Annotated in this window: 23 protein-coding genes, 1 pseudogene and 1 riboswitch; of the genes and pseudogenes, 15 read left to right on the top strand and 9 right to left on the bottom strand. The window is 69.9% G+C overall.

The window, feature by feature from the left end:
* Positions 1-16 precede the first annotated feature (16 nt).
* The 4 genes and pseudogenes from CP975_RS36230 to CP975_RS12850 form a co-directional block, all read left to right on the top strand.
* Positions 17-1180 (top strand): annotated as a pseudogene (locus tag CP975_RS36230) (sigma-70 family RNA polymerase sigma factor); the annotation flags it as partial.
* A gap of 207 nt (positions 1181-1387) precedes the next feature.
* Complete coding sequence (locus CP975_RS35730; RefSeq protein ID WP_425474316.1) at positions 1388-3502, top strand: helix-turn-helix domain-containing protein; 2115 nt, start codon at positions 1388-1390, stop codon at positions 3500-3502.
* Entirely contained in the window at positions 3499-4497 is a 999-nt protein-coding gene (locus CP975_RS12855) for a hypothetical protein (RefSeq protein WP_199783160.1), read from the top strand. The genes CP975_RS35730 and CP975_RS12855 overlap by 4 nt, the downstream gene beginning before the upstream one ends.
* Complete coding sequence (locus CP975_RS12850; protein ID WP_055534744.1) at positions 4494-5387, top strand: DUF6339 family protein; 894 nt, start codon at positions 4494-4496, stop codon at positions 5385-5387. The genes CP975_RS12855 and CP975_RS12850 overlap by 4 nt, the downstream gene beginning before the upstream one ends.
* A gap of 20 nt (positions 5388-5407) precedes the next feature.
* Here CP975_RS12850 and CP975_RS12845 read toward each other — a convergent pair whose 3' ends face one another.
* The 4 genes from CP975_RS12845 to CP975_RS12830 all read right to left on the bottom strand — a co-directional run bounded on the left by CP975_RS12845 (position 5408) and on the right by CP975_RS12830 (position 9225).
* Positions 5408-6631 carry a DNA cytosine methyltransferase gene (locus CP975_RS12845; RefSeq protein ID WP_150476884.1) on the bottom strand — a complete coding sequence of 408 codons (1224 nt, stop codon included), beginning with the start codon at positions 6629-6631 and terminating at the stop codon, positions 5408-5410.
* Between the two features lie 84 nt (positions 6632-6715).
* The gene (locus tag CP975_RS12840) at positions 6716-7687 is read right to left on the bottom strand and encodes a DNA cytosine methyltransferase (protein ID WP_150476883.1); all 972 of its coding nucleotides are present in this window, start codon (positions 7685-7687) and stop codon (positions 6716-6718) included.
* Positions 7684-8094 carry a very short patch repair endonuclease gene (locus tag CP975_RS12835; protein WP_055534746.1) on the bottom strand — a complete coding sequence of 137 codons (411 nt, stop codon included), beginning with the start codon at positions 8092-8094 and terminating at the stop codon, positions 7684-7686. Before CP975_RS12835 ends, CP975_RS12840 begins: the two co-directional genes overlap by 4 nt.
* Before the next feature lie 93 nt (positions 8095-8187).
* Positions 8188-9225 (bottom strand): SEC-C domain-containing protein, encoded by a 1038-nt coding sequence (locus CP975_RS12830; RefSeq protein WP_055534748.1) that lies wholly within the window; start codon positions 9223-9225, stop codon positions 8188-8190.
* A gap of 345 nt (positions 9226-9570) precedes the next feature.
* Here CP975_RS12830 and CP975_RS12825 point away from each other — a divergent pair, with 345 nt between their 5' ends.
* From CP975_RS12825 to CP975_RS12800, 6 genes are all read left to right on the top strand, one after another.
* Positions 9571-9891: a DUF6412 domain-containing protein gene (locus CP975_RS12825; RefSeq protein WP_055534750.1), complete on the top strand. Its 321-nt coding sequence runs from the start codon at positions 9571-9573 to the stop codon at positions 9889-9891.
* Between the two features lie 133 nt (positions 9892-10024).
* Positions 10025-10795: a YidC/Oxa1 family membrane protein insertase gene (locus CP975_RS12820; protein ID WP_055534773.1), complete on the top strand. Its 771-nt coding sequence runs from the start codon at positions 10025-10027 to the stop codon at positions 10793-10795.
* A gap of 176 nt (positions 10796-10971) precedes the next feature.
* Complete coding sequence (locus CP975_RS12815; protein ID WP_055534752.1) at positions 10972-11829, top strand: fumarylacetoacetate hydrolase family protein; 858 nt, start codon at positions 10972-10974, stop codon at positions 11827-11829.
* A gap of 38 nt (positions 11830-11867) precedes the next feature.
* Entirely contained in the window at positions 11868-12434 is a 567-nt protein-coding gene (locus CP975_RS12810) for a hypothetical protein (RefSeq protein ID WP_055534754.1), read from the top strand.
* Between the two features lie 175 nt (positions 12435-12609).
* A complete protein-coding gene (locus CP975_RS12805; RefSeq protein WP_055534756.1) occupies positions 12610-13374 on the top strand; it encodes a S1 family peptidase in 765 nt (254 codons plus the stop codon).
* Between the two features lie 44 nt (positions 13375-13418).
* Complete coding sequence (locus tag CP975_RS12800) at positions 13419-15110, top strand: ATP-binding protein (RefSeq protein ID WP_055534758.1); 1692 nt, start codon at positions 13419-13421, stop codon at positions 15108-15110.
* A gap of 21 nt (positions 15111-15131) precedes the next feature.
* On the opposite strand, the gene CP975_RS36595 is transcribed toward CP975_RS12800, so the two are convergent.
* The 3 genes from CP975_RS36595 to CP975_RS12785 are packed head-to-tail and all read right to left on the bottom strand — an operon-like array spanning position 15132 to position 17173.
* Positions 15132-15542, bottom strand: coding sequence for a nucleotide triphosphate diphosphatase NUDT15 (locus CP975_RS36595; protein WP_055534760.1), 411 nt, complete (start codon positions 15540-15542; stop codon positions 15132-15134).
* A gap of 27 nt (positions 15543-15569) precedes the next feature.
* The gene (locus CP975_RS12790) at positions 15570-16058 is read right to left on the bottom strand and encodes a heme-degrading domain-containing protein (RefSeq protein ID WP_055534762.1); all 489 of its coding nucleotides are present in this window, start codon (positions 16056-16058) and stop codon (positions 15570-15572) included.
* Positions 16055-17173: a Gfo/Idh/MocA family protein gene (locus CP975_RS12785; protein WP_055534764.1), complete on the bottom strand. Its 1119-nt coding sequence runs from the start codon at positions 17171-17173 to the stop codon at positions 16055-16057. The genes CP975_RS12790 and CP975_RS12785 overlap by 4 nt, the downstream gene beginning before the upstream one ends.
* Positions 17174-17228: 55 nt before the next feature.
* On the opposite strand from CP975_RS12785, the gene CP975_RS12780 reads away from it, so the two are divergent.
* The 5 genes from CP975_RS12780 (at position 17229) to CP975_RS12760 (ending at position 22277) form a co-directional block, all read left to right on the top strand.
* A complete protein-coding gene (locus CP975_RS12780) occupies positions 17229-18479 on the top strand; it encodes an ROK family transcriptional regulator (protein ID WP_246201489.1) in 1251 nt (416 codons plus the stop codon).
* A 426-nt stretch (positions 18480-18905) separates the two neighbouring features.
* Positions 18906-19898 (top strand): hypothetical protein, encoded by a 993-nt coding sequence (locus CP975_RS12775; protein ID WP_208835558.1) that lies wholly within the window; start codon positions 18906-18908, stop codon positions 19896-19898.
* A 287-nt stretch (positions 19899-20185) separates the two neighbouring features.
* On the top strand, positions 20186-20965 hold the full coding sequence (locus tag CP975_RS12770) for an HAD-IIA family hydrolase (protein WP_055533995.1): 780 nt from the start codon (positions 20186-20188) through the stop codon (positions 20963-20965).
* Positions 20966-21085: 120 nt separating this feature from the next.
* On the top strand, positions 21086-21595 hold the full coding sequence (locus tag CP975_RS12765) for a hypothetical protein (protein WP_246201488.1): 510 nt from the start codon (positions 21086-21088) through the stop codon (positions 21593-21595).
* Positions 21596-21611: 16 nt separating this feature from the next.
* Complete coding sequence (locus CP975_RS12760; RefSeq protein WP_055533986.1) at positions 21612-22277, top strand: class F sortase; 666 nt, start codon at positions 21612-21614, stop codon at positions 22275-22277.
* Here CP975_RS12760 and CP975_RS12755 read toward each other — a convergent pair.
* Positions 22258-23040 (bottom strand): CbtA family protein, encoded by a 783-nt coding sequence (locus CP975_RS12755; RefSeq protein ID WP_055533997.1) that lies wholly within the window; start codon positions 23038-23040, stop codon positions 22258-22260. The genes CP975_RS12760 and CP975_RS12755 overlap by 20 nt on opposite strands.
* A gap of 23 nt (positions 23041-23063) precedes the next feature.
* Positions 23064-23285 carry a CbtB domain-containing protein gene (locus CP975_RS12750; protein WP_055533984.1) on the bottom strand — a complete coding sequence of 74 codons (222 nt, stop codon included), beginning with the start codon at positions 23283-23285 and terminating at the stop codon, positions 23064-23066.
* A gap of 34 nt (positions 23286-23319) precedes the next feature.
* Positions 23320-23440, bottom strand: a riboswitch (cobalamin riboswitch).
* Positions 23441-23657: the final 217 nt, after the last annotated feature.

Genomic DNA, 23657 nt, shown 5'->3' with positions numbered 1-23657 from the left:
GGCGCGGAGGGGTGAGATGAGCACGGATGGTCGGCCCCCGCACAACGGTGGGGACCGCGGGGCCGATTGGGGTCGAGTCGTGCGACTGTTGCGGCGTTTCCGGGCGGAGGGTGCGGAACCGGACATCGCAGTCTCGCGAGTGTCTGTTGCGGCGGGGCTCGATGAGCGCACCACATGTGAACTCGCTGCCGCGATGAGGTCCGAGGGCTGGCTACTCGAACGGGCGTCTCGCGAAACGCCCGAAAGTGAAGAGGAAGCCGACTCGGGCGAGGTGGTTGCAAGTGCCCCAGGGGTTGACTGCGTCCATGAGGGACGCGTGGTGGTCGATCACCACAGCGCTCGCGCCGCCGCACGACGAGTACTGGACGGAGATCGATGGAACAGGAACCCGGACGGACGGATTCTTACAGCCGAGGAGGAGGTGGGACTATTCCTCCTCGTTCGTGAAGGGTTGCCGTGCGCGGAAGATATTCCCGCAGGCTATCTGCGCGACCTGCCGAGAGATGGAGAGGCGCGCAAGGCGTATGAGGCGTTGGTGGCTCACAACATGCGGCTCGTCTACTCGGTAGTGAAGGGCATGGCTCATGGCAACGACCTCGACCTCGACGACCTGGCGCAGTACGGGGTCATTGGGTTGACTCGAGCCGTGGAGAAGTTCGACATCGCGCGGGGGTTCAAGTTCTCGACCTATGCGACGAGTTGGATCCGACAGTCGGCGGACAGAGCGGTCGCCGACTTCGGGGCGGCCATCAGGCTGCCCGTACACGTGCGTGACTCGGTCAGAAAGATAACCCGGGTTCAGCGGGATTCGCGGGCCAGGGGGATCGAGCCCGATGTCGTAGACCTCCAGAAGGCAACAGGGTTCTCTCATGAAAAGGTTGCCTCGTGCTTGAAGCTGTCGCGACGCACGAAGTCTCTCGATGCTCTTGTCGAAATCGGCTTCCCTGAGTCCGCCATCTCCGACTATCGGGGCGCGTCGACAACCCCACACCATTCGCTGCGGCAGTACATCGCACTGGAGGAACTTCGGCCGTTGCTGTCGGTGTTGAATGAACGCACGCTGTTGATGATTATGTATCGCTACGGATTGGTGGACGGAGAGCGGTGGACGCTGGAGGAGGTCGGTCGACTTTTCGGTGTCACACGCGAACGGGTCCGACAGTTGGAGGTCCGGGGCTTGTCGGACATGCGGATCGCCCTCGGCCTCGAGCCGGACAAGCCGGGTGCGGCCGGGCGGATGAAGAGAGCCCAGCGGGAATGGGAGGCGCTGGGAAACGGGCTTGCGTCGCGTGTGCGGAGAGCCAACCGCCGGGCTTCCCGTCGTGGGCGTGCAGCGGTAGAGAACAGGAGTGCGGGATCCAGGAATGCGGAGAGAGCGGGCAATGCGATGACAGTGGATGAAGGATCATTCGGTCATTGGCTCAAGGAGCAAATGGTCCACCATGGGACAGATGAGGCCGAGCTCGCGCAGCGGCTCGATGTTCCTCAATTCCTCATCTCTTCCTGGCTGGAGGGGCGCTCGGTTCCGAATGACGGCATGCGCGTGAAGGTCGAAGCGCTCTTCGACGTTCTCGAGGAGGCAGAGGCGGGGACGTCGGAGGGGGACGACATCGGGAATGTTGGTTGGCGCCACCGGCCGGCGCATCAGGACGGCGGCCGAGAGTTCGGAAATGCTGCGGCCTTCGCTTTCGATGCAGACGTCGAGGTCCTGGCTCGAGAGGCCACCCAGAACAGTCTCGACGAGCGTCTGCCCAATTCTAGGCCGGTTCGGGTCCACTACACACTGCATGAATTGACGGGGGAATGGCTGGCCCGATTTCGTGAGGCGCTCCGTTGGGAAGATCTCTTGCCGCATTACCAGGTCGCGGCCGCGCAAAACCAGAAGGTCGGGCGGGTCATTGCCGCGGGGCTGCGCGAGATGGAGGAGCGCGACCGACTGGTGCTGTTGAGGGTCGACGACTACAACGCTTCCGGGCTGACCGGCGATGACTACGAGACCGGCCGATTCGCAGCCGTCGTTCGCCGCCAACTGGACAGTCACAAGTCGACGAATGGAGCCGGGGGTTCGTACGGCCTCGGCAAGGCGACACTGTGGGCGACCAGTCGACTCGGCCTTGTGCTCATGAATTCCACCTTGTCGGAACCGCATGAAGGACGTACGGAACGACGGCTTGTCGGACGACTCGATCTGCCATGGCGTGAGGTCGGTGGTACGCCTTGCGCCGGGCCCGCCTGGTTCGGACGGCCCGATCCCGACCTGGGTGATGCAAACGTGGCGCGTTCGTGGTGGGCCGATCGGGATACGGTCGAGCGGCTCCACCTCACACGGGAAAGCGCGGAGCCGGGCACATCGTTCCTGATTGTTGGTGCACACGACGTGGCGAGCCTGGCCGAAGCCGGCCCGGCCGAGGACGACGCGAGCGACGACGCGGACAGTGTGCACATCATGCACAGGCGACTCGTCCAGGCCCTCGGGCGGAATTTCTGGGCCGCCATGACCCCTGGAGGTAGCGGGGAGCCACTGCTGGAGGTATCCGTTCGAACGCTGCGTAACGGCGAAGTGATCATCGAAAAGGAACGAGTCGATCCGCGCGTTGCCCAGCCCTCTCGCACCCGCGCGCTTCAGGCGTTTCTGGACGGTACGACCGTGGAGCGTCTGACCGAGTCCGGTCAGGTGGCTATGACGACTGTGCCGCTGAAGGTGCCTGACCTGGCGGAGGGGCCTGGCGGGGGCGAGCACCGGGCGGTGCTTCTGGTGACAGAGGCTGACGACGCCGACGGCAGGCCGAACACGGTGGTGGCCATGCGAGGCAACCGCATGACGGTCAAGACCAGTAGGGTCCCTGACCTGGCGCTGGGCACCAACCCGTTTCAGGCGGTCCTTCTCGTAGGACAGGCCGCAGGTGACGTCCGCCTCGCCGACGAGGCCGAGGCGTTCCTGCGAGCCTCCGAGCCCCCCGAGCACAACAAGTGGGGGCAGACGGAGGAGCTACGGATGCGGTATTCGCCGTCCGCCTACCGTCGGATCGCCGCTTTGACCCGTGACACCAACAAGGCTGTGCGTGAACTCGTCGCTCTTCCCAAGGAGAAACGGCGCAGTGGGAGTGATCGCCTGCGTAAGCGCCTCACCGTAGGTGGCAGGAAGGAGGCCCGCAGCAACGAAACAGCGGGTTTGCCGACCTTGGACGATCTGGAGGCCCGGATCGACGACGACGGCGCGTGGTGTGTCACGGCCGAGGTGAAGGTTCCGGCCGGAGGTGACTCCTGGCAGCTCACGCCTGTGGCCAAGTTGGACGTGCGGTCAGGTGCGAGGCCCGTTGTGTCATGGGCCGAACTCGTCGCCGTACGTAGCTGCGAAGTCGTCGACGGGGTGCTGCGTTTCGCGCCCGGTGCGCGCAGTGCCACCTTCCGAGGGGTGACGGACGTCTCCACCCATCCGGTGCGGGCAACCCTCACAGGGCTCGTGGTCGAGCTCAGCGCCGGCAAAGGGGGCAAGGCATGAGGGCTTACCCGTACAAGCGGCTCTCCGGTGTGGTGTCTCTCCGTGTGACTGCGGTGAGTCTCAAGGGGCCGGGTGAGAACCGTGAGGAACTCGACACCAGGGCATTCTCGGTGGTCGAGCAGGTGGTTGCCCTGGGACAGGCGGAGCGGAGCGATTGGGAGAAGGCCCGTCTGAAGCTGTCGGCCACCATTCCGGGCAAGGCAACCGAGTCCAACGGCTATTGGTCCGATGTGTCGGTCGTCGCGGTGCTGACGGAGAAGGCCACCAATACGCGGGTGTCAGCCCGCCTCGACTCCAGGACTGAGGGAGGTCGGGAGTGGACCGGAACCCTGGAGCTGTGCCGTTTCGACCATGTGGACCGGGCTGTCTTGTCCGTCCATGTGGTCGCCACTGCCGACGGTGTGCCGGGGCGGGTGATCGCCACGTCGGAGCCGGAAAAGGAATGGGTCGTCGACCTGAGGGCCGAGGCGCCCCTACGACAGCGTGAGCTCGACGTCGTCGAGATCGGATTCCGCGAAGGGCCGGAGTGGCTGCGCCCATTTCGGGACGTGCCCTGGGTCGTCGACACCTCCGGTGAGCTACCCGCGGTGCACGTCAACACCGACTTCGAAGGCATCACCGATCTCGTCGGCGGAGAAGGTTCACCGGTCGAGGGACTCGTGCGAGACCTGCTCCTCGCGCAGATGTGCACGGATGTATGGACCGCGGTGTTCCATACGGCGATCGGTGACCTGGAGATCGAGGAAGATGGTACGCCCCTCTTTCCGCACGACTGGAGGGGTGAGGTACTTCGGGAGATGCTGCCGGACGTCGTGCCGGGCCGTTCCGGCGAGGAGGCGCTGCGCGAGGTTCACCGGCACCGCACCGGGACCTCGGGATGGATCGACCTTCAGCCTCGTATCCATTTCGCTGCCACCCGTAGGGCCGAGGTGCCGAAGGCTCTGTCCACCACCATTCGCGGCCTGGACCGCCTCCATCGGGGAAACGACTCATGACCGACCGACCGGCGTACCTGCCCGAACGCCTGGCGTGGCTCTCGGACCTCAACGCCGCCCAGTACCTCACCGAAGGGTTGCTCACGGGCAAGGAGGATGTACCCGCCATCGCCCTCAACAAGAGGGCCGAGCCCCTACCGCGTGACGGTGCCCGGACGGAGTCGGGTCCCGTGCGTGACCTCGTCGACGAGGCCATGCGCATGTGGTGCGACGGCAAGCCGACGAAAGCGGACGCATGGATTGCTCCGCGGCTGCATGCGACACTCCGGCTCACCCGCGGTGAAGCCGCTGACCGCAGGTTCTGGAACTACCTGGCCTTGGGCGTCGCCCCCGACTACGTCGTCTGGCGCCACATGTCGGAGCCCAAGGAGGACGGGAAGTTGCCCAGTGTCGCGACCGGTCGCTTCCGTGGCGCTCACTACACTCAGACGTTCGCCCGGTTGTGGTGGGCCGCCGAACTGTTCCGGAACGGTCCCGATTACGGTCCGGTAGTCACTGCCTGTACTCACCAGGACATGCTCAACACCGCGTTGCGGCTCGATGTCATCGACCATCGGCCCACGGCCCAAGCGATGGTGCGTCTCATAGACCGCGGCGTCGTGCGGAACGGGCGTGAGATCAACGCTCTGGCCGGCGCAATCAATGCATCGGCTGCCACCTTGATGTACGACGTCATCTCTCCGGACGTGGAGCGTGACGGCCATGCGTTGCAGCGGTGGATCGATGCTTCGGAATGGGCGGGCCCCGTGCCTCACAAGACGCTTCCCGAGGGGCCGGATGAGGAGCGGGCCCCGGACACCTCGGTGGAGGCGCTGGCCGACTACTTCGCGGAACTCTTCGAGGACGCACCGGTACGTGGGCGGGAGCCGAGCGGCGACAGGAATGCCTGACGTGATCGGGCGTGCCGGTCTCAGGCGCTCTCGGCGGGGTCGTCGACCGCCGGGGGCTGCCACTCCTCCAGGCGCGTGATCAGCTTCTCCTCCGGCTCCCCGAAGCCGAGGGCAGAGCTCAGGATGTGGAGGGAGAGACGCGGCGGAATGGCGTTGCCGATCTGTTGGGCGACATCGGTCGATCGCCACGGATAGGCAGCAGGGAATGATTGCAGAAGGCCGGCTTCCTTGAGAGTCAGCCGGTCCAACTCCTCGCCGATCTGCTTGGTACCGGCTCTTGTCTTCTTCAGGCGAAATACCCGGTTACGTCGGATCTTGCCGGTGACTGTTGCCGCCGGTTCCTCCGAGGTGCGGCGACCTCGCTTCTTGGGGTCGCCGCCCGAGCCGTAGTTGGAGACCACTTCGAAGTCGGTGGGCCGCTCGTGAAGGACATCCTGCATTGCCGTCCAACGCTTGATCGGCTCGTCGCTACGAGGTCTGCCGAACAGGGCCTCCTGGGCGTTCTGTTCAGGGGTCTGCAACTCCGGTAGCCGCTCGACCCCCGGGCGGTATCGCTGATGAGTCGGTCGGGGGAACTCGACGCTTTTGTTGCCGCTTCCTGGGGCATATCGGGCGATCAGTACGGCACGTCGACGGGTCTGCGGTACACCGAATTCCTCGGCGTGCAGGATGTGGGCGTCAGCCGAGTAGTCGGATCCCCTGAGGATTTCGACGTAGTGCTTCCACACCGGCAGAACGGTCGGCACCTGCTCCAGGACGATGACGTCGTACGGCTTCTCGCGCTTGAGTTTGGCTTCCATGATCCAGCGGAGTGGCTGGAGCACGAGACCGGTGCGCTCGTCCGACATGGCGTCGGTCTCGGTCTTGACCTCTTTCCAAGCGGCCTCGAAAGAAGCTGCGTTCTCGTGGCCGCCCAAACGTGAAGCCAGCCGCTTGACGACCTCCAGTGCCTGGTGCCCCTCGCGGTTTCCAGCGACCGAAAACGTCTGGCACGGAGGGCCACCGGTGAGTACGTTCGCGTCCGCCACCTCGGGATCGCAGGGGCCGAGCTCGGCGACGTCCTTCTCGCTGGTGGTTCGCAGGCCCGCCGCCGCACGCGTTGCACGCGTCGGTTCGTCCCACTCGACCCCGATGGATTCCACTCCCAGGACCGTGGCTGCGACATCGAGTCCACCGGGGCCGGCGAATAGATCCACGATGTGGAAATCCGCGGGCAGGGGTGGTCGACGAGGCGCAGAGGTCATGGGGTCGAAGTGTAGTCAGCGACTGGGGGGTGCTCACGCGCGCACTCAGGGGCAGGGGGGAGGAAGGCTACGAGTGGTGCGCGATCAGGCCCGCAGGGCCGCGGCGATGGCGAGCCCCAGAGCCTTGCCCACGGGCGGCGGTGAGGCGTGGCCGATCTGACGGTAGCGGGCCGTCTTCTTCCCGGCGAAGATCCAGTCGGTGGGAAAGGCTTGAAGGATGGCCGCTTGGTCCACCGTGAGCTTCTTCAGGGGGGAGCCGGACTTGTCCGACTCCTGAACGCCGTCCGGTCCGGGCACCTCGTCGGCGAACGCGGCTCCATTGATGCCCATACGTGCCCAGGCCTTCTTGGTCCCGGTCAGCCCGAGGTCGGCACCTCCCCGTTTCTCTGATCCGCCCACCAGCGTCGGTGCGACGTGATCCGCCTGGGCTGCCCAGGCGTCGGCCCCGGCCCAGCCCCGAGCGGACATCGACGCGTGAAGCGCCTGACCCACTGTCGTGTGCTGGGCGTCGATCGGCGCCGGCCGGCGGAAGTTGTCGAAGTACTGACGCTTCAGCGCTATGAGTACGCCTTGTTTACGGTCCTGCGGGACGCCGAAATCCTCAGCGTTGAGGATGAACCAGTGAAATCCGTATCCGAGATGCTCAAGTTCCTTCTGGATGAAGGTCCGCACCGCTTGGAAAGCTTCGCTGTCGACGAGGCCCGGGACGTTTTCGATCAACAAGGCGCGAGGCTGCACGGCATGGGCCAGGTATACGGCGGCCTCGAGCAGACGCAGTTCGCTTCCGGTCTCCACGCGCTTGGCGGTCGCCGAAGACTTCACCCGTGGGAGCCCTGCGGAGAGCAGGTCCACGTCGTAGGTCTCCCGGTGGTCGGTCGGCTTGAAACCCAGGAGATCCGTTTGAAGCACGTTCCAGGTCGGCCTGTTCATGCGGAGCGTCTCGCAGGTGACCTGTTTGTCGTCCAGAAGCAGAACGGGGTGGAATCCGGCCTGCTCCAGCCCCAAGGCCATGCCTCCGCCGCCCGAGCAGATGTCCACGAATTTCAAGCTGCTCACTGCGTCCCTTCGCCTCTGTGAGGTCGCTCGCTCCGGCGCTTCCGCGCGACGGCCTCAGCCACCCGTTTCGCCACCTCGTCGGGCGCTTCGTGCTCCCAGAATCGTAGAACCGTCCATCCGGCCTCGGCCAAGTGTTTTTTCGTCTCCAGGTCTCGCGCGATGTTGCGGTCGAGCTTTTGTCGCCACCACTCCGCGTTTACCTTGGGCCACGTTGCGTGCTCCGGGCAGCCGTGCCAGAAGCAGCCGTCCATGAAGACGGCGATCTTGGCTTTGCCGAAGGCGATGTCGATGGTGCGGCGCGGCATGCCGGGCACCGGGGTATTGATGCGGTAGCGCAGCCCGGCGGCGTGCAGGAGGCGGCGGACCGCGACCTCTGGGGCGGTGTCGCGAGAGTTCTGCCGACTCATGCGGGCGGAGACGGCAGGTGAGGACGGGGCTGCGTCGGGCACGTGGACATTGTGCCGGCGGGCGGCCAAGGGACGGGGTGAGGGCCGAGGAGTTCAGGCGCCGGCGCCGTGACACTCGCCGTAGCCGGCCCCGCTACCGCACCAGCACTCCGCCCCCCGCTCCGGCGGCCACCCCGCCGCCCGCCCGCGCGCCGCCAGCGTCGTCGCGTACTGGGGAAGCAGGGACGGTTCCTCCGGGGACGTGCCCTCTGAGGCGGCGAAGGCCTCGTAGGACGGGACTGTGCCGGTGACGATGCCCAAGTTGGGGGTTCCGGACGCGGAGAGTTCGCGCAGTGAGGACTCTATGGTCGCCAAGTGCTCCTCGTGGGAGGGATATTCCGCGGTGAGGGACGGGTACGCCGTCAGGAGTTCTGTCAGTTCCGGGGCCGGCCAGTGCAGGATCGCCACCGGGAAGGGGCGGGACAGGGCCTGCCTGTACGAGCCCAACTCCGCCTGGAGGCGGGTGATCTCCGCGCGGAGTTCCGCCGGGTTCTCCGAGCCCAGGGACCACGTCCGCTTCGGGTCGTGCAGTTCGTCCAGGGGGACGGGGGACGTGGAGATCCGGTCCGCCAGGGCGTCCCATGCGTCGTGGTCCATGCCCAGCATGCGGCGTACGCGGTGGCGGCCGAAGAGGAGGGGGTGCGTCGCGTACGGGGGATCCGGTGTTTCCGGGGGGAGCAGGAGGGCGGCCGCCTCCGTGAACGTGGCGTGTGCCTGTTCCAGTTCGTCGTGCGATTCGAGGGACTCCGCCACGATCACCCACGGCGCGGGGTCCCGCGGAGCCGTCGCGCGGACTCCGTCGATGATCGCGCGGGCCTCCGCCTCGTGGCCGTACTCCCACAGGTTCGAGGCCTTCAGGGCGCGGATCATAACCGGTGAGGCCGGCGGGTGCTCGGCGTCCGCGGACAGGAGGCGGTCGTAGAGCGCTGTCGCGCGGTCGCGGGCGCCGGCCAGTTCGAGGTGGGCGGCGGCCTGGAGGAGCAGTTGTTCGGCGTCCTCCGGGTACAGGCCGGCCGTGCGTTCCAGGCGCGCGGCTTCGGCGATGTGGTCGGCTTCGACGTGGTCGGCGGCGGCAGGCTTGTCGGGGCGCATACGGGACACCGTACTGCTGGGCGGGCCACTTGCAGGAGGGCCCCGGCTCGTTCCGTCAGTGCCGCGTACGCCGTGGATTGTGAGGAGGGGCGCGCCTGTCGTACGGGGGTCGTGCGGGCACGCGGGCATGCGGCTCAAGTACGAGGGCGGGCCGTCGGCCGAGCCCCGCCCGCTCCTTCAGTCGGACACGGCCGATCCTGTATAACGGGCGGTACGAGATGTACGTACAGTTGTACGGGCCGTGAGTTGTACGGGACGTCAGCTGTACGAGCCATGCGTGCGGCTGTGGTGCTGTGTCGCTGTGGCGCACGGCGCCGGACAATCGGAGCGAGAGGGGGACCGACGGTGCACGATCTGATCCGTGGCTGGAAAGCCGCCGCGCGCCCCGCCCTGCTCCTCCTCTTCCTGCTCGTCGAGGTCGTCCTCGTCGACACCGGCGGCCTCACCGCCGCCGTCGCGCTCGCCGCGACCGCCGCGGCCGGGTCCGCGCTCGCCGTCTGCTCCGTGATCGCCGCGCGCTGCGCCCCCGCCGTGCCCCGCACCCGCGTGCGCACCGCCATCCGCGACCGTGAACGGCGCACCGCCTTCCTGCCCCAGCGCGACCCCGACGCCCGGGGCCGCAGGCGCCCCCGAGCGCCCGGCCGTCCCCTCCTGACGGCCGCGTAGGGGACCCGCACACACCCGCACACCCGTACCCGTGCCCCTCGTGGGCCGTCACGCCGAGTCGACTCCGCACGCCGAGTCGACCTCTTCTCCCGGCACGACGGAACCCTCGGAGGGCTTCTCCATGTCCGATCTCATCTCCGCACTCATGTCCGTGTTCGCGGACCTGGTCGCGCACCTCGCCGACCTGCTCGACCCGCTGTTCCACGGCTCGGCGACCGCCGCCGCGATCGTCCTCTTCACCGCCTGCGTACGACTCCTCGTCCATCCCCTCTCGCGCGCCTCGGCCCGTGGTCAGAAGGCGCGCGCCAGGCTCTCGCCGCAGATCGCGGAGTTGCGCAAGAAGCACGGCAAGAACCCCGAGCGGTTCCAGAAGGCGGTCCTCGAACTGCACCGCGAGGAGAAGGTGTCGCCGCTCTCCGGGTGCCTGCCGAGCCTCTTCCAGCTGCCCGCCTTCTTCCTCCTCTACCACCTCTTCTCCAGCTCCGGCTCTGGCTCCGGCGACGGCGAGTCCGGGGGCATGCTCGACCACACCCTCGGCTCCGCGCCGCTCGGCGGCCGGTGGGCGGACGCGCTGGCCGACGGCGGGCTCTTCGGGGCGCAGGGTCTGGTCTACCTGGTGCTCTTCGTGATCGTCGCCGCGGTCGCCACGTTCAACTACGGGCGCACCAAGAGGCAGCTCGCGGCCACCCCGCCGGTGCAGAACGGTGACCAGCAGGTGCCGGGCATGGGCGCGATCACCAAGATCATGCCGCTGATGTCGTTCATGACTCTGTTCACCGTGGCGTTCGTGCCGCTCGCCGCCGGGCTGTACGTGGTGACCAGCACGACCTGGAGCGCGGTCGAGCGGGCGGCGCTGTACCGGGACATGCCGAACGGGGCGCCCCTCGCGTCCGCGGCCGGATGACGGAGACAGCCGTCCGGGTGGCTGGAGACGGCCCCCGAGTACCCCCTGGCTACCCCCGAGTAAGGGTCCAGTACGTGAACGGGGTATTGCGGAGTGGACGGCGACCTTGGACGATCGACCAAACCTCCGATGGCCGCACCCCATCGGCCGGGCTACCGAAGGAATGGAGTTCGACCATGAAGCTGCTGCGAGTCGGTACGGCCGGGGCCGAGCGCCCGGCGCTGCTCGACGCCGAAGGGGTGCTGCGGGGCCTGTCCGGGATCGTCACGGACATCGACGGGACGGTGCTCGCCGACGCGGACGCGCTCGGCCGGATACGGGCCGCCGCCGACTCCGGTGAGCTGCCCGTTCTCGCGGCCGACGGCCTGCGCGTCGGGCCGCCGGTCGCGCGGATCGGCAAGGTCGTCTGCATCGGGCTCAACTACTACGACCACGCCCGCGAGACGGGCGCGGAGCCGCCCGCCGAACCCGTCATCTTCTTCAAGGCGGCGGACACGGTGATCGGCCCCGACGACACCGTCCTGGTGCCGCGCGGCTCGGTGAAGACCGACTGGGAGGCCGAGCTGGCCGTGGTCATCGGACGTAGGGCCCGCTATCTGGAGTCGCACGAGGAGGCGCTGGCGCATGTCGCGGGGTACGCGGTGGCGCACGACGTGTCCGAGCGGGAGTATCAGATCGAGCGGGGCGGCACCTGGGACAAGGGCAAGAACTGCGAGACGTTCAACCCGCTGGGCCCCTGGCTGGTCACCGCCGACGAGGTGCCGGACCCGCAGGCGCTGTCCCTGAAGCTCTGGGTCAACGACGAGCTGAAGCAGGACGGAACGACCGCCGAGCAGATCTTCCCGGTGGCCGAAGTGGTGCGGTACGTAAGCCAGTTCATGACGCTCTACCCCGGCGACGTCATCAACACCGGTACGCCGGCGGGCGTGGCCATGGGGCAGCCCGAGCCGAAGCCGTATCTGCGGGCGGGGGACGTCGTGGAGCTGGAGATCGAGGGGCTGGGGCGGCAGCGGCAGCAGTTGAAGGACGCCTAAGCGGGCCCCGCAGGGCGGCGGCACGGCATGATGGGGTGGTGGCACTGACCCCGGCCGAAGCCGCCCTCTGCGGTACGGCGTTGGGCGCCCTCGCCACGTTCTCCAGTGCCTGGTTCATCCAGCGGGCCACGAGCAGGCGTGAGCGGGACAACCGCGTCTGGGACCGGCGGATGCAGGTCTACGACGAGGTGATGATCGTCGTCAGACGGATGGCGGAGCTGCGTGAGACCGTTCTGCGCACCGGCGTCTTCCCCGAGCGGCGCGACGGCGAGGCGGCCGTGGTCGACGACGTGGTCCCGCTCCTGGCCCGCCTGGAGATCTACGCCACCGACCCGCTGCTGGACGCCTGCAAGGGTACGTTCGAGGCGGGGCACGAGTGGAACTGGGCGTGGGGCGCCTGGCGTACCCAGCGGGGCAACAATCCGCGGCGCGGCGAGGACGACGAGCTGTGGGTGGAATTCGAGCTGGCGGCGGACAAGGCGCGGGAGGCCGACGGGCTCGTTCTCGATCTGCTGCGGGCGGAAGTGCACAGAGAACAGCGGCCGAAGCGACGGAAGTTGCCTGAGAGGCTGCGTTTGCGTCAGGTGAATCGGCGGCAGTCGTGAGGCGAATCGGCGGCAGTCGTGAGGCGAACCGGCGGCAGTGAATTCCGGCCTCTCCTCCGGCATATTCGTTTCTTCTTTTCCCGCCCCGGTTCACGGCAACCTTTTCTGGCTACCATGGCGTCTTCCGGGCGAAATCGGGGGTTCGCTCCGGGCAGGCCGGACCGGGGGGTGGCCCGTGGTGTACGACGAGTACTTCATCGAAATCTTCCGGGACGACCGCCGACTTGGCTCAGGCGTGCGGCTCACCCGGGACTTCGCCCTCACCGCGGCGCACTGCCTGGAGGAGCGCGAGCTGGAGGGCAGGGCGGCGGTCAGGCTCGGCCTGCCGGACGGCAAGGACGCCACGGGCGAGGTCCAGGACTACGACAGGGCGTCCGACCTAGCCTTGCTGAGGCTCATCTTCCAGAAGGACGAGGACGTCCAGCTCCCCGGTGTCTGCTTCGACGACGCCAGGCCGCACGAGCCGTGGAAGGCCACGCACCAACTGCCGGACGGCGACGACGTCTTGCGCGGCAGCGTCGCCGAGGTCTCGTATGTGTACGGCAGCACGGGCAGGGGAGGGACGATCAACGCCCTGCGGCTCGACTGCGACTGGGTCCCGGACGACTGCACGCTCTTCGCCGGAAGCCCGGTGGAGCGCGGTGATCCGTACCGGCCGCCGGTGGTCCTCGGCCTGATCGTCCAGCACCGCGCGGGCGGCCGCGCACCGGACGGCACGCTCTTCGCCGGCACGGTCCGGGAGGCTGTCACGCGGTTCAAGCGCTTCCGGTTCCGGATCGAGGATCTGGCCGGGGACCCGGCGCCGCCGCTGGCCGTGCGGCCCTTCGCCGTAGGGGCCACCGAGACGGAGAAGGAGATCCTGATCAGGACCGCGGTGGAGGACGCCCTCGACAAGGCGGGCTTCCCCCGTGTGGTGAGAGTGCACTGGACGCGCCGCTGACCCCGCCCACCGGCGGATCGGGCCGGCGGCACCCGGGAGGGACCATGACGACCACGCAGTACCTCGACGACGCCATAGCCGCCGCGGAGAAGCTGCTCCTGGCGCGCGACGACCCGCGGCCGCAGGACAAGAACCGTCTGGCGGACCACGTCAAACACGTCCGGGGACCCGATCCCGCCGAGGAGTGCCAGCAGCTGCGCGCCGAGCAGCTGACCCATCTCGCGCGGCTCCTCGGGGCGCTCGGCATGAAGACGCTCTCCCTCTCCGTGGCCGATATGACCCTGCGGCACATGGAGGTGTCGGAGGCGGACCACCAGGTGTACGCGGCCTCTGTCTGGGACGGCCTCGGCTCGCTGCTCGCGGAACACGGCGATCTGGAACGCTCCCGGCTCGTCCTGTGCCGGGCACTCGGCCGGGCGGAACGCGGCAGCCTCGTACCCGAAAGGGGCCGGATCCTCACCAACCTGAGCGCGGTGAGCCTGCGGATGGGCCACCTCGACGACGCCGACGTCTGGGCCGGCAAGGCGCTCCGCGAGATGGACACGCGCTGGGAGGACGACGACCCCGAGGCGCGGCTGACCGCGGACTGGGTGCGGCTCGACGTGGCGAGCGCGCGCAAGGATTTCGAGGAACTGGTCCGCGCGGCCGACGCGTTCGAACGGTCGGTGGAGCGGTTCATCCGCCTCAAGGGCGGCGCCCACCCGACGGCCGTCGCGGCCCGGCGCGCCCTGGCCACGGCCCGCTTCGCGGCGGCGGCGGCCGCGCACGACGTGGAGCGCGGCGAACGGGAACTGTGCGAGCTGGAGATCGTCAAGCTGAACGCGTCGGCGCTGCTCGGGGGCGCCCACCGGGAGACCGTCGTGGCCCAGGCCGCCCTGGCGGTCGCCGAGTTCGAGGCGGCCGGCGGCGGCTCGGGAAGCCTGCCGCGCAGGCAGCGTGCCGTGTCGCTGCTGGAGAGCGCGGAGGAGCTGGCGGTGGAGGTGTTCGGGCGGGAGCACGCGCAGACGGCGGCGATATGGGCAGCGCTCGCGGATTTGCGGGTGGTGCTTCCGAAGCGAGATCTCCGGCCAGCTTTCGACCGCCTGTACCTCCTCACGGAGAACGGCAAGCGCAACGCAGCGAAATTGTGCGCTGTCACGGAGGAGCGTCACACTTTGCGGTTGATCGCCCACGGCGGGGGTTCATACCTGCTCGAGGAACTGGACCGCTTCTACTCCGGAATCATCGATGCGCTGGAGCGGCACGTCACCTTTCACGTCATCATCAGCAATCCATGGAGCAATCTGGCCGTATTTCTCGAACCTCCAGCGGGGGCGACCGAGAGGCGAGAAGGAGTGCCCGGGTTCGCGAGTCTCGTGGACATGGTCATGTGCAGTGACTATTACCAGCGTTCCTTCCTGCCGGTCATCGAAGCCTATCTGCACCTGCATGAACGATACGCAGAGCGCATCGAGCTGCGACTGAGCCCCATAGATATTCCCGGTTCGACGTTCCTCACCTCGAACGTGGGGTTTTTCGAGCCGTACATCACGACGAATCCGAGCCTGCGCACCCGGCGCGGACTGAGCACCGTAGAAATGATGTTCCGCGAGGACACCGTGTACTACATGGAGAGCCTGGCGGAGTTCCGCACCCAGTGGGAGCTGTCCAGTACCTGGAAGCAGTTCCAGGCTCGGGAGGAGCAGTTCAAGCAGGCCCTGCGTGACAACTGGCGGCATTGGCCCACGATCGCGTGAGGGTGGTGCGCTGCCGTGGCTCTAGGGGAGGTGCAGCGAACCCCTGACGAAGGCGCGGAGTACAGCGGCCGAAGGTAAGAAAAGCGCCTGTGGCAGAGCATCCAGAGGCCAGTAGTGCCAACACAGACAACGCTCGGGCTCGTGCACCAGAACAGCGCCCCTGTGCCGAAGGACCTCGACCCCGACCTGCATGTGATGGTGCGCGGCGGGCTCCGGATCGGTGACGCAGACCACGCGGGCTTCGAGCGCGTGCAGCCCGGTCTCTTCCCTCAACTCCCTGCGGGCCGCCTCGATGAGAGACTCGCCCACGTCCAGATGGCCACCTGGCAGTCCCCACGTGCCCGCCCCGAATGTGGTGGCACGCAGGCCCAACAGGACGTGACCCTCTCGTACGACGATGGCTTGGACGCCGACTCGCACCTGTGTGGTCATGAGCTCCCCCTTTCGGCCCAGGGTGCCTCAGGCGGCGAGGAACCGCTCCAACGCCTGAACCACCAACGCATGGTCCTCCACCTGCGGCAACCCCGACACGGCCACCGTCCCGACGACCCCCGCGCCCTCGACCGCGAGCGGGAACGCGCCGCCGTGGGCCGCGTACGTGTCGGGGTCGAGGCGGGAGGAGGCCTCGAAGGTCGTGCCCTTGGCGCGGAAGCGGGAGCCGACCAGGTAGGAGGAGCAGCCGTAGCGTTCGACGACGCGGCGCTTGCGGGCTGTCCAGGCGTCGTTGTCCGGGGTCGAGCCGGGCAGCGCGGCGTGGAAGAGCTGCTGGCCGTTGCGGGTGATGTCGATCGCCACCGGGGCGCGGCGCTCGCGGGCCAGCTCCACCAGGAGGCCGCCGAGCGCCCACGCGTCGTCGTACGTGAAGCGGGGAAGCACCAGGCGGCGCTCCTGCTCCTCAAGTTCGTCGATGGTGGGGGCGCCGGGGGCGTCGGAAGAGGTGGTGGTCACAGCGTCACCGCCACACCGTCGCGGGCCGAGCGGCGCGCCGCCTCCAGGACGTCCAGGGCGTCGGCGGCCTGGAGCGCGGTGACGGGGTTCTCGCCGGTGCCGCGCAGGGCGGCGGCGACCGCCGCGTAGTACGCGGGGTAGTCGCCCGGCAGCGTCGGGAGCGGGCGGCCGCCACCGGTCAGCGGGGACTCCCCGGAGCCGACCCGGCCCCACATCGACTCGGGCTCCACGCCCCAGGGGCTCTGCGTCGCGGGGCGCCTGCCGTCGCGCAGGGCCGCCTCCTGGGGGTCGAGGCCGTACTTCACGTAACCCGCCTGGGAGCCGAGGACGCGGAAGCGGGGGCCGAGCTGGGCGGTGGTGGCGCTCACGTACAGGTGCGAGCGGACGCCGTTGGCGTGGGTGACCGCGATGAACGTGTCGTCGTCGGCCTCCGCGCCGGGCCTGCGGACGTCCGACTCGGCGTACACGCTCACCGCCGGGCCGAAGAGGACCAGGGCCTGGTCGACGACGTGGCTGCCCAGGTCGTAGAGGAGACCTCCGATCTCTTCCGGGTCGCCGGACTCGCGCCAGCCGCCCTTGGGCCGCGGCCGCCACCGCTCGAACCGGGACTCGAAGCGCCATACGTCGCCCAGCTCGCCGTCCGCGAGCAGCTGTCGCAGCGTGCGGAAGTCGTTGTCCCAGCGGCGGTTCTGGAAGACGGACAGGAGCAGGCCGCGCTCGTCGGCGAGGGCCGCCAGCTCGCGGGCCTCGGCGGCCGTGCCCGCGACCGGCTTGTCGACGACGACTGGCAGACCCGCCTTGAGGGCGGCGGTGGCGAGCGGTACGTGCGTCTTGTTCGGGGAGGCGATGACGATCAGGTCCAGTTCGTCCGCCCGCTCCCACAGCTCGTCGGCCGACTCGGCGCAGCGCAGGCCGTCGCCGAACTCGGCGCGGGCCTGCGCCTGCCGCTCGGGGTTCGACGTCACGACCGTGTCGAGGACGAGACCCTCGGTCGCGGCGATCAGCGGGGCGTGGAAGACGGAGCCCGCGAGGCCGTACCCGATGAGGCCGACGCGGAGGGGGGAGCCGGTGCCATTGCCCGTACCCGTGCCTGTGTCAGTCGCTGTCGCAGTCATGCATCCACTTTCGCAACCGTGTTGCCAAAGTGCAAGCGGAGGGGACAATGGGCAGGTGAAGTCGTACGTGAACAGGGCGAACCCCGGAGCGAACCTGCCGACGCCGCGCGGCCACAACGCCGCGCTGGTGCTCGATCTGCTGCGCGGGGCGGGCGAGGCGGGCATCAGCCGCCTGGAGCTGGCCGAGCGCACCGGGCTCACCCCGCAGGCGGTCAGCAAGATCACCGCGCGGCTGCGGGCCGAGGGCCTGGCCGCGGAGGCGGGCCGCCGCGCCTCGACGGGCGGCAAGCCGCGTACGGTCCTGCGCCTGGTCCCCGAGGCGGGCCACGCGGTCGGCCTCCACCTGGACCGCGACGAGCTGACGGCGGTCCTCGTCGACCTGACCGGCACGGTGGTCGCCGAACGCCACGCTCCCCTCGCCTTCGGCGCGGGCGCGGAGGCGGTCGTGGAGGCGGCGGCGGGGGAGGTGCGGGGGCTTCTGGCGGGGGCCGTCACCACCGCCGGCCGTACGGGTCCTCCGGAGGCGGCACCTGGCGTGGGCGGCCCTGATGTGTACGTTCCCGGCGGTCCTGGCGTAGGCGGTGTCTCTGGGGTCGGCGTTGCGTTGCCCGGGCCCCTCGATCATGTGGGCGGGGTGCTGCGGCGGGTGACCGGGTTCCCCGGGTGGGACGGGTTTCCGTTGCGGGACGCGCTGGCGGAGCGGCTCGGGCTGCCCGTCGTCGTGGACAAGGACACCAACGCCGCCGCCCTCGGCCTGGCCCTCGCGGGCGCCGACGCCGCGGGTTCCTTCGCGTATCTGCACCTGGGGACCGGCCTCGGTGCCGGGCTGGTGCTCGGTGGTGCCCTGCACCGCGGTGCCCGTACCGGCGCGGGCGAATTCGGCCACCAAGTGCTCCAGTTGGACGGCCCGCCCTGCGAGTGCGGGGACCGTGGCTGCGTCGAGGCGCTGTGCCTCGCCGCCGTCGCCCGGGGCGAACTGGACGAGGCCGCGAGGGTCCTCGGTACGGCCGCGGGCAATCTGGTGGGGCTGCTCGACATCGACCGTGTGCTGCTCGGCGGCCGGACGGTGTTCGCCGCCGATGAACTGTTCGTACGGGGTGTGGGGGCCGTCGTCGCCGAGCGCGTCCGGCGGGGCGGCGGGGCGACGGAGGTGCCCGTCGCCCTCGCCCCGGGAGGGGAGCGCGCTGTCGCGGAGGGGGCGGCCCAGCTTGTTCTCGCACCCTTGTTCGGGCGCGCCCCTGTGGTCGGTGCCTACGCCGGCGGCGGCGTCGTAGGTGGTGGCCCTGCGGGCGGCGCTCCTGGGTAGGTGCCCGCGCGTACGGTGCCCGCGCGGTCGGTGTCCCTGCGGGCGGCACGACAGACACCGGTGGAGGGGTCGACGATGGCCGCTTCTCAGAGGGCGCCGCTTCTCGGAGAGCGAGGGCGCCTCGGAGGGCGGCGGGATCGGCGGCCTGACGGACGGCTGAGTGAGCGCCGCGCACCCCGCCAATCGCAATCGACCGGATCTCGACTGAACGTGGGGTTCTCGACCGGCCGATCGGGCCTACCGGGGGGTGGCACCACCGCGCGGCCGGGTCCGCGTGGCAGGGTCTCTGGCCACGACCGTCACCTCCCGCCCGCCGCCCGCCACGGCTTGTCGGTGGCGCCAACTCCGCGCCGGTAGCCCGCAACTCGGGCCGCTCGGCGCTCGGTCCGGCCTCCGGGCCGGTGTTCAGCCCAGCAAAGGTGTTCCATGCGATTCCGCAGTCCCCCCACCTTCGGCGTCGCCACCACAGTCGCCACCGCAGCCGTCGCCACCGCGACCGTTGCAGCCACCCTCGCCTCCGCCGTAACCGGAACGCCCGCCGCGGCAGCCGCCCCGGGCCGTCCACCGGCCGTCGCCCCACAGGTACGTCCTGCCACCTTTGCCTCCGCCGTGACCGGCATGCCCGCCGCGGCGCCTGCGCCGGGTCGTCCGTCGGCCGTCGCCCCGCAGGTACGTCCCGCCACCTTCGCCTCCGCCGCCACCGGAACGCTCGCCGCGGCAGCCGCGCCAGGCCGCCCGTCGGCCGTCGCCCCGCAAGTACGTCAGCAGCGGCCCGCCCCCCTCGACCCGCCCACCTGCGCCACCGCCGACAGCGCCGCCTTCCCCATCGACACCCGGATCCACGAGGGCCCCGCCGCCTACCGTCCTGGCGCCGGACCGCAGGACTGGGCGATCGACCTCACCAACGCTACCGGTGAACCCTGCGCCGGCATCCATCCGATCCTCGTCCTCGTCGACCAGCGGCAGCCGCTGCGGCCGGAGCAGATCCGGCTGGAGTTCCACGACGGGACGCGCTGGCGGGCCGTGCCGTTCGAGAAGACCGACCAGGACGAGCACATCGGCGTCTTCGACGACGACTTCCCCGGCTTCTCGGTCGGGCCCGGCAGGACCCTCACCGTCAAGGTCCGGCTCGCCTTCGCCGCCGATACCCGGCCCACCCGCGCCGTGGCGTCCGCCGCGCTCGTCCAGCGCAGGGACGACGACGGCGAGTGGGTCGGCGATTCCAACGACTACGCCTTCGCCATCGCGCCCGACGCCCCCGAGAGGCCGCCCGGCACCGGCCGGCCCGAGTCGATCGAGCAACTGGCGCAGACGGGCGGGGCCACCCTGCTCGGCCTTGGCGCCGTCGCCAGTGCCCTCCTCGTCGGCGGCGCGGCCCTCCTGGCCCGCTACCGGCGTCTCCGTGCCGGCGGCCGTTGACCCGACTCGCCCCGGCCCTCGACCCGGGCCCCCGGCCGCCGAACCCGCCGAACCTGCCGGACTTCCGACCACGGGCAGGGCCCGCCCCCGCCCCCTGCTCGACCGGGCGTCAGGCGCCGGATCCGCTCTGGCACCCCGAGCGCGCGCATTCCTGAGTACGTCTCCGAGAACCTCCAGACGTACGTGGAGGACTGGAAGTCGGCGACGGGCGGCTGAGTAGGGTGGGGGCGTCGGCACAGCGCTGTCCCGGCGCCCCAGCCAACCCGTTCACCGCAGGAGTGCACCCCATGGCAGAGCGCAAGCCCATTGAATCGTGGCTCACCGACATGGACGGCGTGCTGATTCACGAGGGCGTCCCGATCCCCGGTGCCGACGCGTTCATCAAGAAGCTCCGCGAGTCCGGCAAGCCCTTCCTGGTGCTCACCAACAACTCCATCTACACCGCGCGCGACCTCCAGGCCCGGCTGACCCGCATGGGCCTCGAAGTGCCCGTCGAGAACATCTGGACCTCCGCGCTCGCCACCGCCAAGTTCCTCGACGACCAGCGGCCCGGCGGCACGGCCTACGTCATCGGCGAGGCCGGCCTGACCACGGCCCTGCACGACATCGGATACGTCCTCACCGACCACGACCCTGACTACGTGGTCCTCGGCGAGACCCGTACGTACTCCTTCGAGGCGATGACCAAGGCCGTACGCCTCATCAACGGCGGCGCCCGCTTCATCTGCACCAACCCCGACGAGACCGGGCCCTCCACCGAGGGGCCGCTGCCCGCCACGGGAGCCGTCGCCGCGCTGATCACCAAGGCGACCGGCAAGAACCCCTACTTCGCGGGGAAGCCGAATCCGCTGATGATGCGGACGGGGCTGAACGCGATCGGGGCGCATTCGGAGACGAGCGCGATGATCGGTGACCGCATGGACACGGACGTCCTCGCCGGCCTGGAGGCGGGGATGGAGACGTTCCTGGTGCTCACGGGGCTCACGACCCGGCGGGACATCGACAAGTACCCGTTCCGCCCCTCCACCGTCGTGGACTCGATCGCCGACCTGGTGGACCGGGTCTAGGGCTGGTCCAGGGCTGGTCCAGGGCCCGTTTCAGGATGCGCGATGGGGACGTATGCGTGAGGCTCGTGAGACAGGAGGTTCACGATGCGTATATGTTCCCTTGCTCTTCGTGGAGGTGCGGTGGCCCTCGTGATGGCCGTCGCCGCACCCGTCGGGGGTGCGCGGGCCCATGAGGACGGGGCCGTGCGGGCCACCGTCGCCCCTGCGGGCGCCGCGGCCGGAGCCACCGTGGAAGTGAGCGTCTCCGGTTGCGAGGGCACCACCGGGTCGGCCGGGGCGGGAGCCTTCGAGGGGGACGCCCAGCTCACCGCCCGTGACGGCGGCAAGGACTCCCTGCACGGCAAGGCCAAGATCCGGGGCGGGGTCTCCGGGTCGTACGACGTCACCGTCATCTGCGACGGCCACCCCCACCAGCGCGCCGGCACGGTCCGCGTGGTCCAGCGCAACCCGGAGCCGGTCTCACCGGTACGGGCCGGAGGCGGCGGCACCGCGCAGTTCACCTCGGTCGCGTCCGCCGGCGCCGACGAGGCGGGCCCCGGTACCCGGCACGCCGTGACCGGCCTGGTCCTCGCCGGGGTCGCGGCGGTCGCCGTCGCGGTCCGCAGCGTCCGCCGACGCCGCTCCGAGTGACGGGCGCGGCGAGACGGTGTCCGGCGGTGCGCGCCCGCCCGGGTCAGGACGTCTGCTGACCGGCGTCGCCTGGGTGGCCCTCCTGACGGGCCTCGGGCTGTGGGGCACCGAGATCGCGGAGCTGCGCGGCGGCATGTCCGGGCCCGCGACCGGCGACGCGGCGGCGGTCGGTCGTTACCCCGGCATCGAACTGCCGCCCGCGCACGAGCCGTTGGGCGCCGCGCGACCGCACCGCGTCGACGTGCCGTCCCTGGAGGTCAGGGCCCCCGTGACCGCCCGCGGCCTGGACGCCGGGGGCGCGATCGACCCACCGCCGTACGCGCAGCCGGACACCGTCGGCTGGTACGGCGGCGGCACCCGCCCCGGAGCCCCGGGCGCGGCCCTCTTCGTCGGCCACGTCGACACGGAGACGAAGCCCGCGGTCTTCTACGACCTCAGCGCGATGCGCCCCGGCGAGCGGGTCGACGTGAGCCGCGACGACGGCACGGTCGCGGAGTTCACGGTCGACGACGTCCAGGTCGTCACCCGCGACCGCTTCGACGCGAAGAAGGCGTACGGCCCCCACGAGGAGGGCCGCGCCGAACTGCGCCTCATCACCTGCGGCGGCACCTTCGACAAGGCCGCCCGCGCCTACACGGCCAACGTGATCGTCTCGGCGTACCTCACGGGAGTGCGGCGGTAGAGGCCTGCGCCGTGGTGCGGGCCGCGGCCGTCGGGCCGAGCGCGGCGCGCAGGCCCAGCGCGCCGAAGACCGCCGCGAACACCGCCCACAGCAGCGCGTGCGAACCGAGCGACAGCATGCGGAAGTTCCACAGCAGCGTCGCGTCCACCGGGACCGGGTCCGGGTTGTCGGGGAGCAGGAACAGTGCCGCGAGGACGACGACCGCGGTGAGGGCCACCGCGAGGTGCCGCACCGGTTCGGGGCGCGCGGCCAGACGCACGTACACCTGGCGTACGAGGAACATGCCGAGGACGCCGATGACGACGGCGGCGAGCCACAGCGCCTGGCGGTTGCCGACGGTGCCCGCGTCGCCGACGCCCGGCGGGTTCGCCGGGTAGCGCAGGCCGGGCAGGAGGGAGACGGCGAGGAAGGCCGCGGCGGAGAAGGCCAGCGCGCGCGGCCATGGCGTCGCCCGCGGATCGCGGCGGTGCACCGCCGCGTACGCGACGGCGAACAGGACGCCGAGGGCGAGCCCCGCGACGACCGCGGCCACCACCAGGCCGCCGTGCTGCGTGGAGCGGCTGAACAGCTCCTCGTGGTGCTGGACGGCCTGCGCCGCGCCGTGGGCGTGCTCCTCGGCGGCCGAGCGCTTCTCCTCGGCGCGGATCGCGCGGTCCATCAGGGGCTCGGCGAGCAGCAGGGAGAAGAGGCCGGCCGCGAGGCCCGCCGCCCCTCCCGCCACCAGACCGCGTCCGAGCAGGGGGAGTACGGGGGATGAGTGCATGGTGCTGATGTCCGTCCGCCGGGTCAGTGGCACGGGGCGCCGAAGAGGTGCCGGCCGTCGTGCGCGAACTCGTGGAGATAGTCGCCGGTGGCCGAGATCAGCGTGCCGTTGTCGAAGAACACGGCGTACAGGGCGACGAGCGCGAGGATCGCGGCGGCGGACGCGATCAGCCAGTCACGGGTCTGGGTCACGGCGGCCTGGCTCGCCGTGGTGTCGGTGTGCGGCGCTGCGGAGTGCAGGGACATACCGGTGGGCCTCCTTCTGGGGTTTCCACGCCCCATGGCAGGAGGACGACGGTTCAGTTCCTGACTTCCGCGCACGCTGGTCGCGTACGGGTCACAGTGGCGGGACCGCCCCGGATTCGCACCGGGTTCCTGTCAACCGTCGCCTCGATGTATGGACTTGTCGTCCCGGAGAGTCCCAGCACGTCAGGGGGGCTGTCAACACCCCTCGGCGGGTCCACGGCACCGGCCCGGCCCGGTGCATCCGGCCCGGTCGGCGGCCCGCTCCCCCAGGAGCCGCCGATCGGGCCGGTTCCTCGACCGCGTGCGCACGAGCTGCGGGAGGAACCCGGCGCCGACGCGGGAGGTTCACAGGCCATCCCGCGTGCAGGGGGT

The sequence above is a fragment of the Streptomyces alboniger genome (assembly GCF_008704395.1).
Taxonomy (GTDB): domain Bacteria; phylum Actinomycetota; class Actinomycetes; order Streptomycetales; family Streptomycetaceae; genus Streptomyces; species Streptomyces alboniger.
This window is presented reverse-complemented; position numbering and strand designations above follow the sequence as displayed.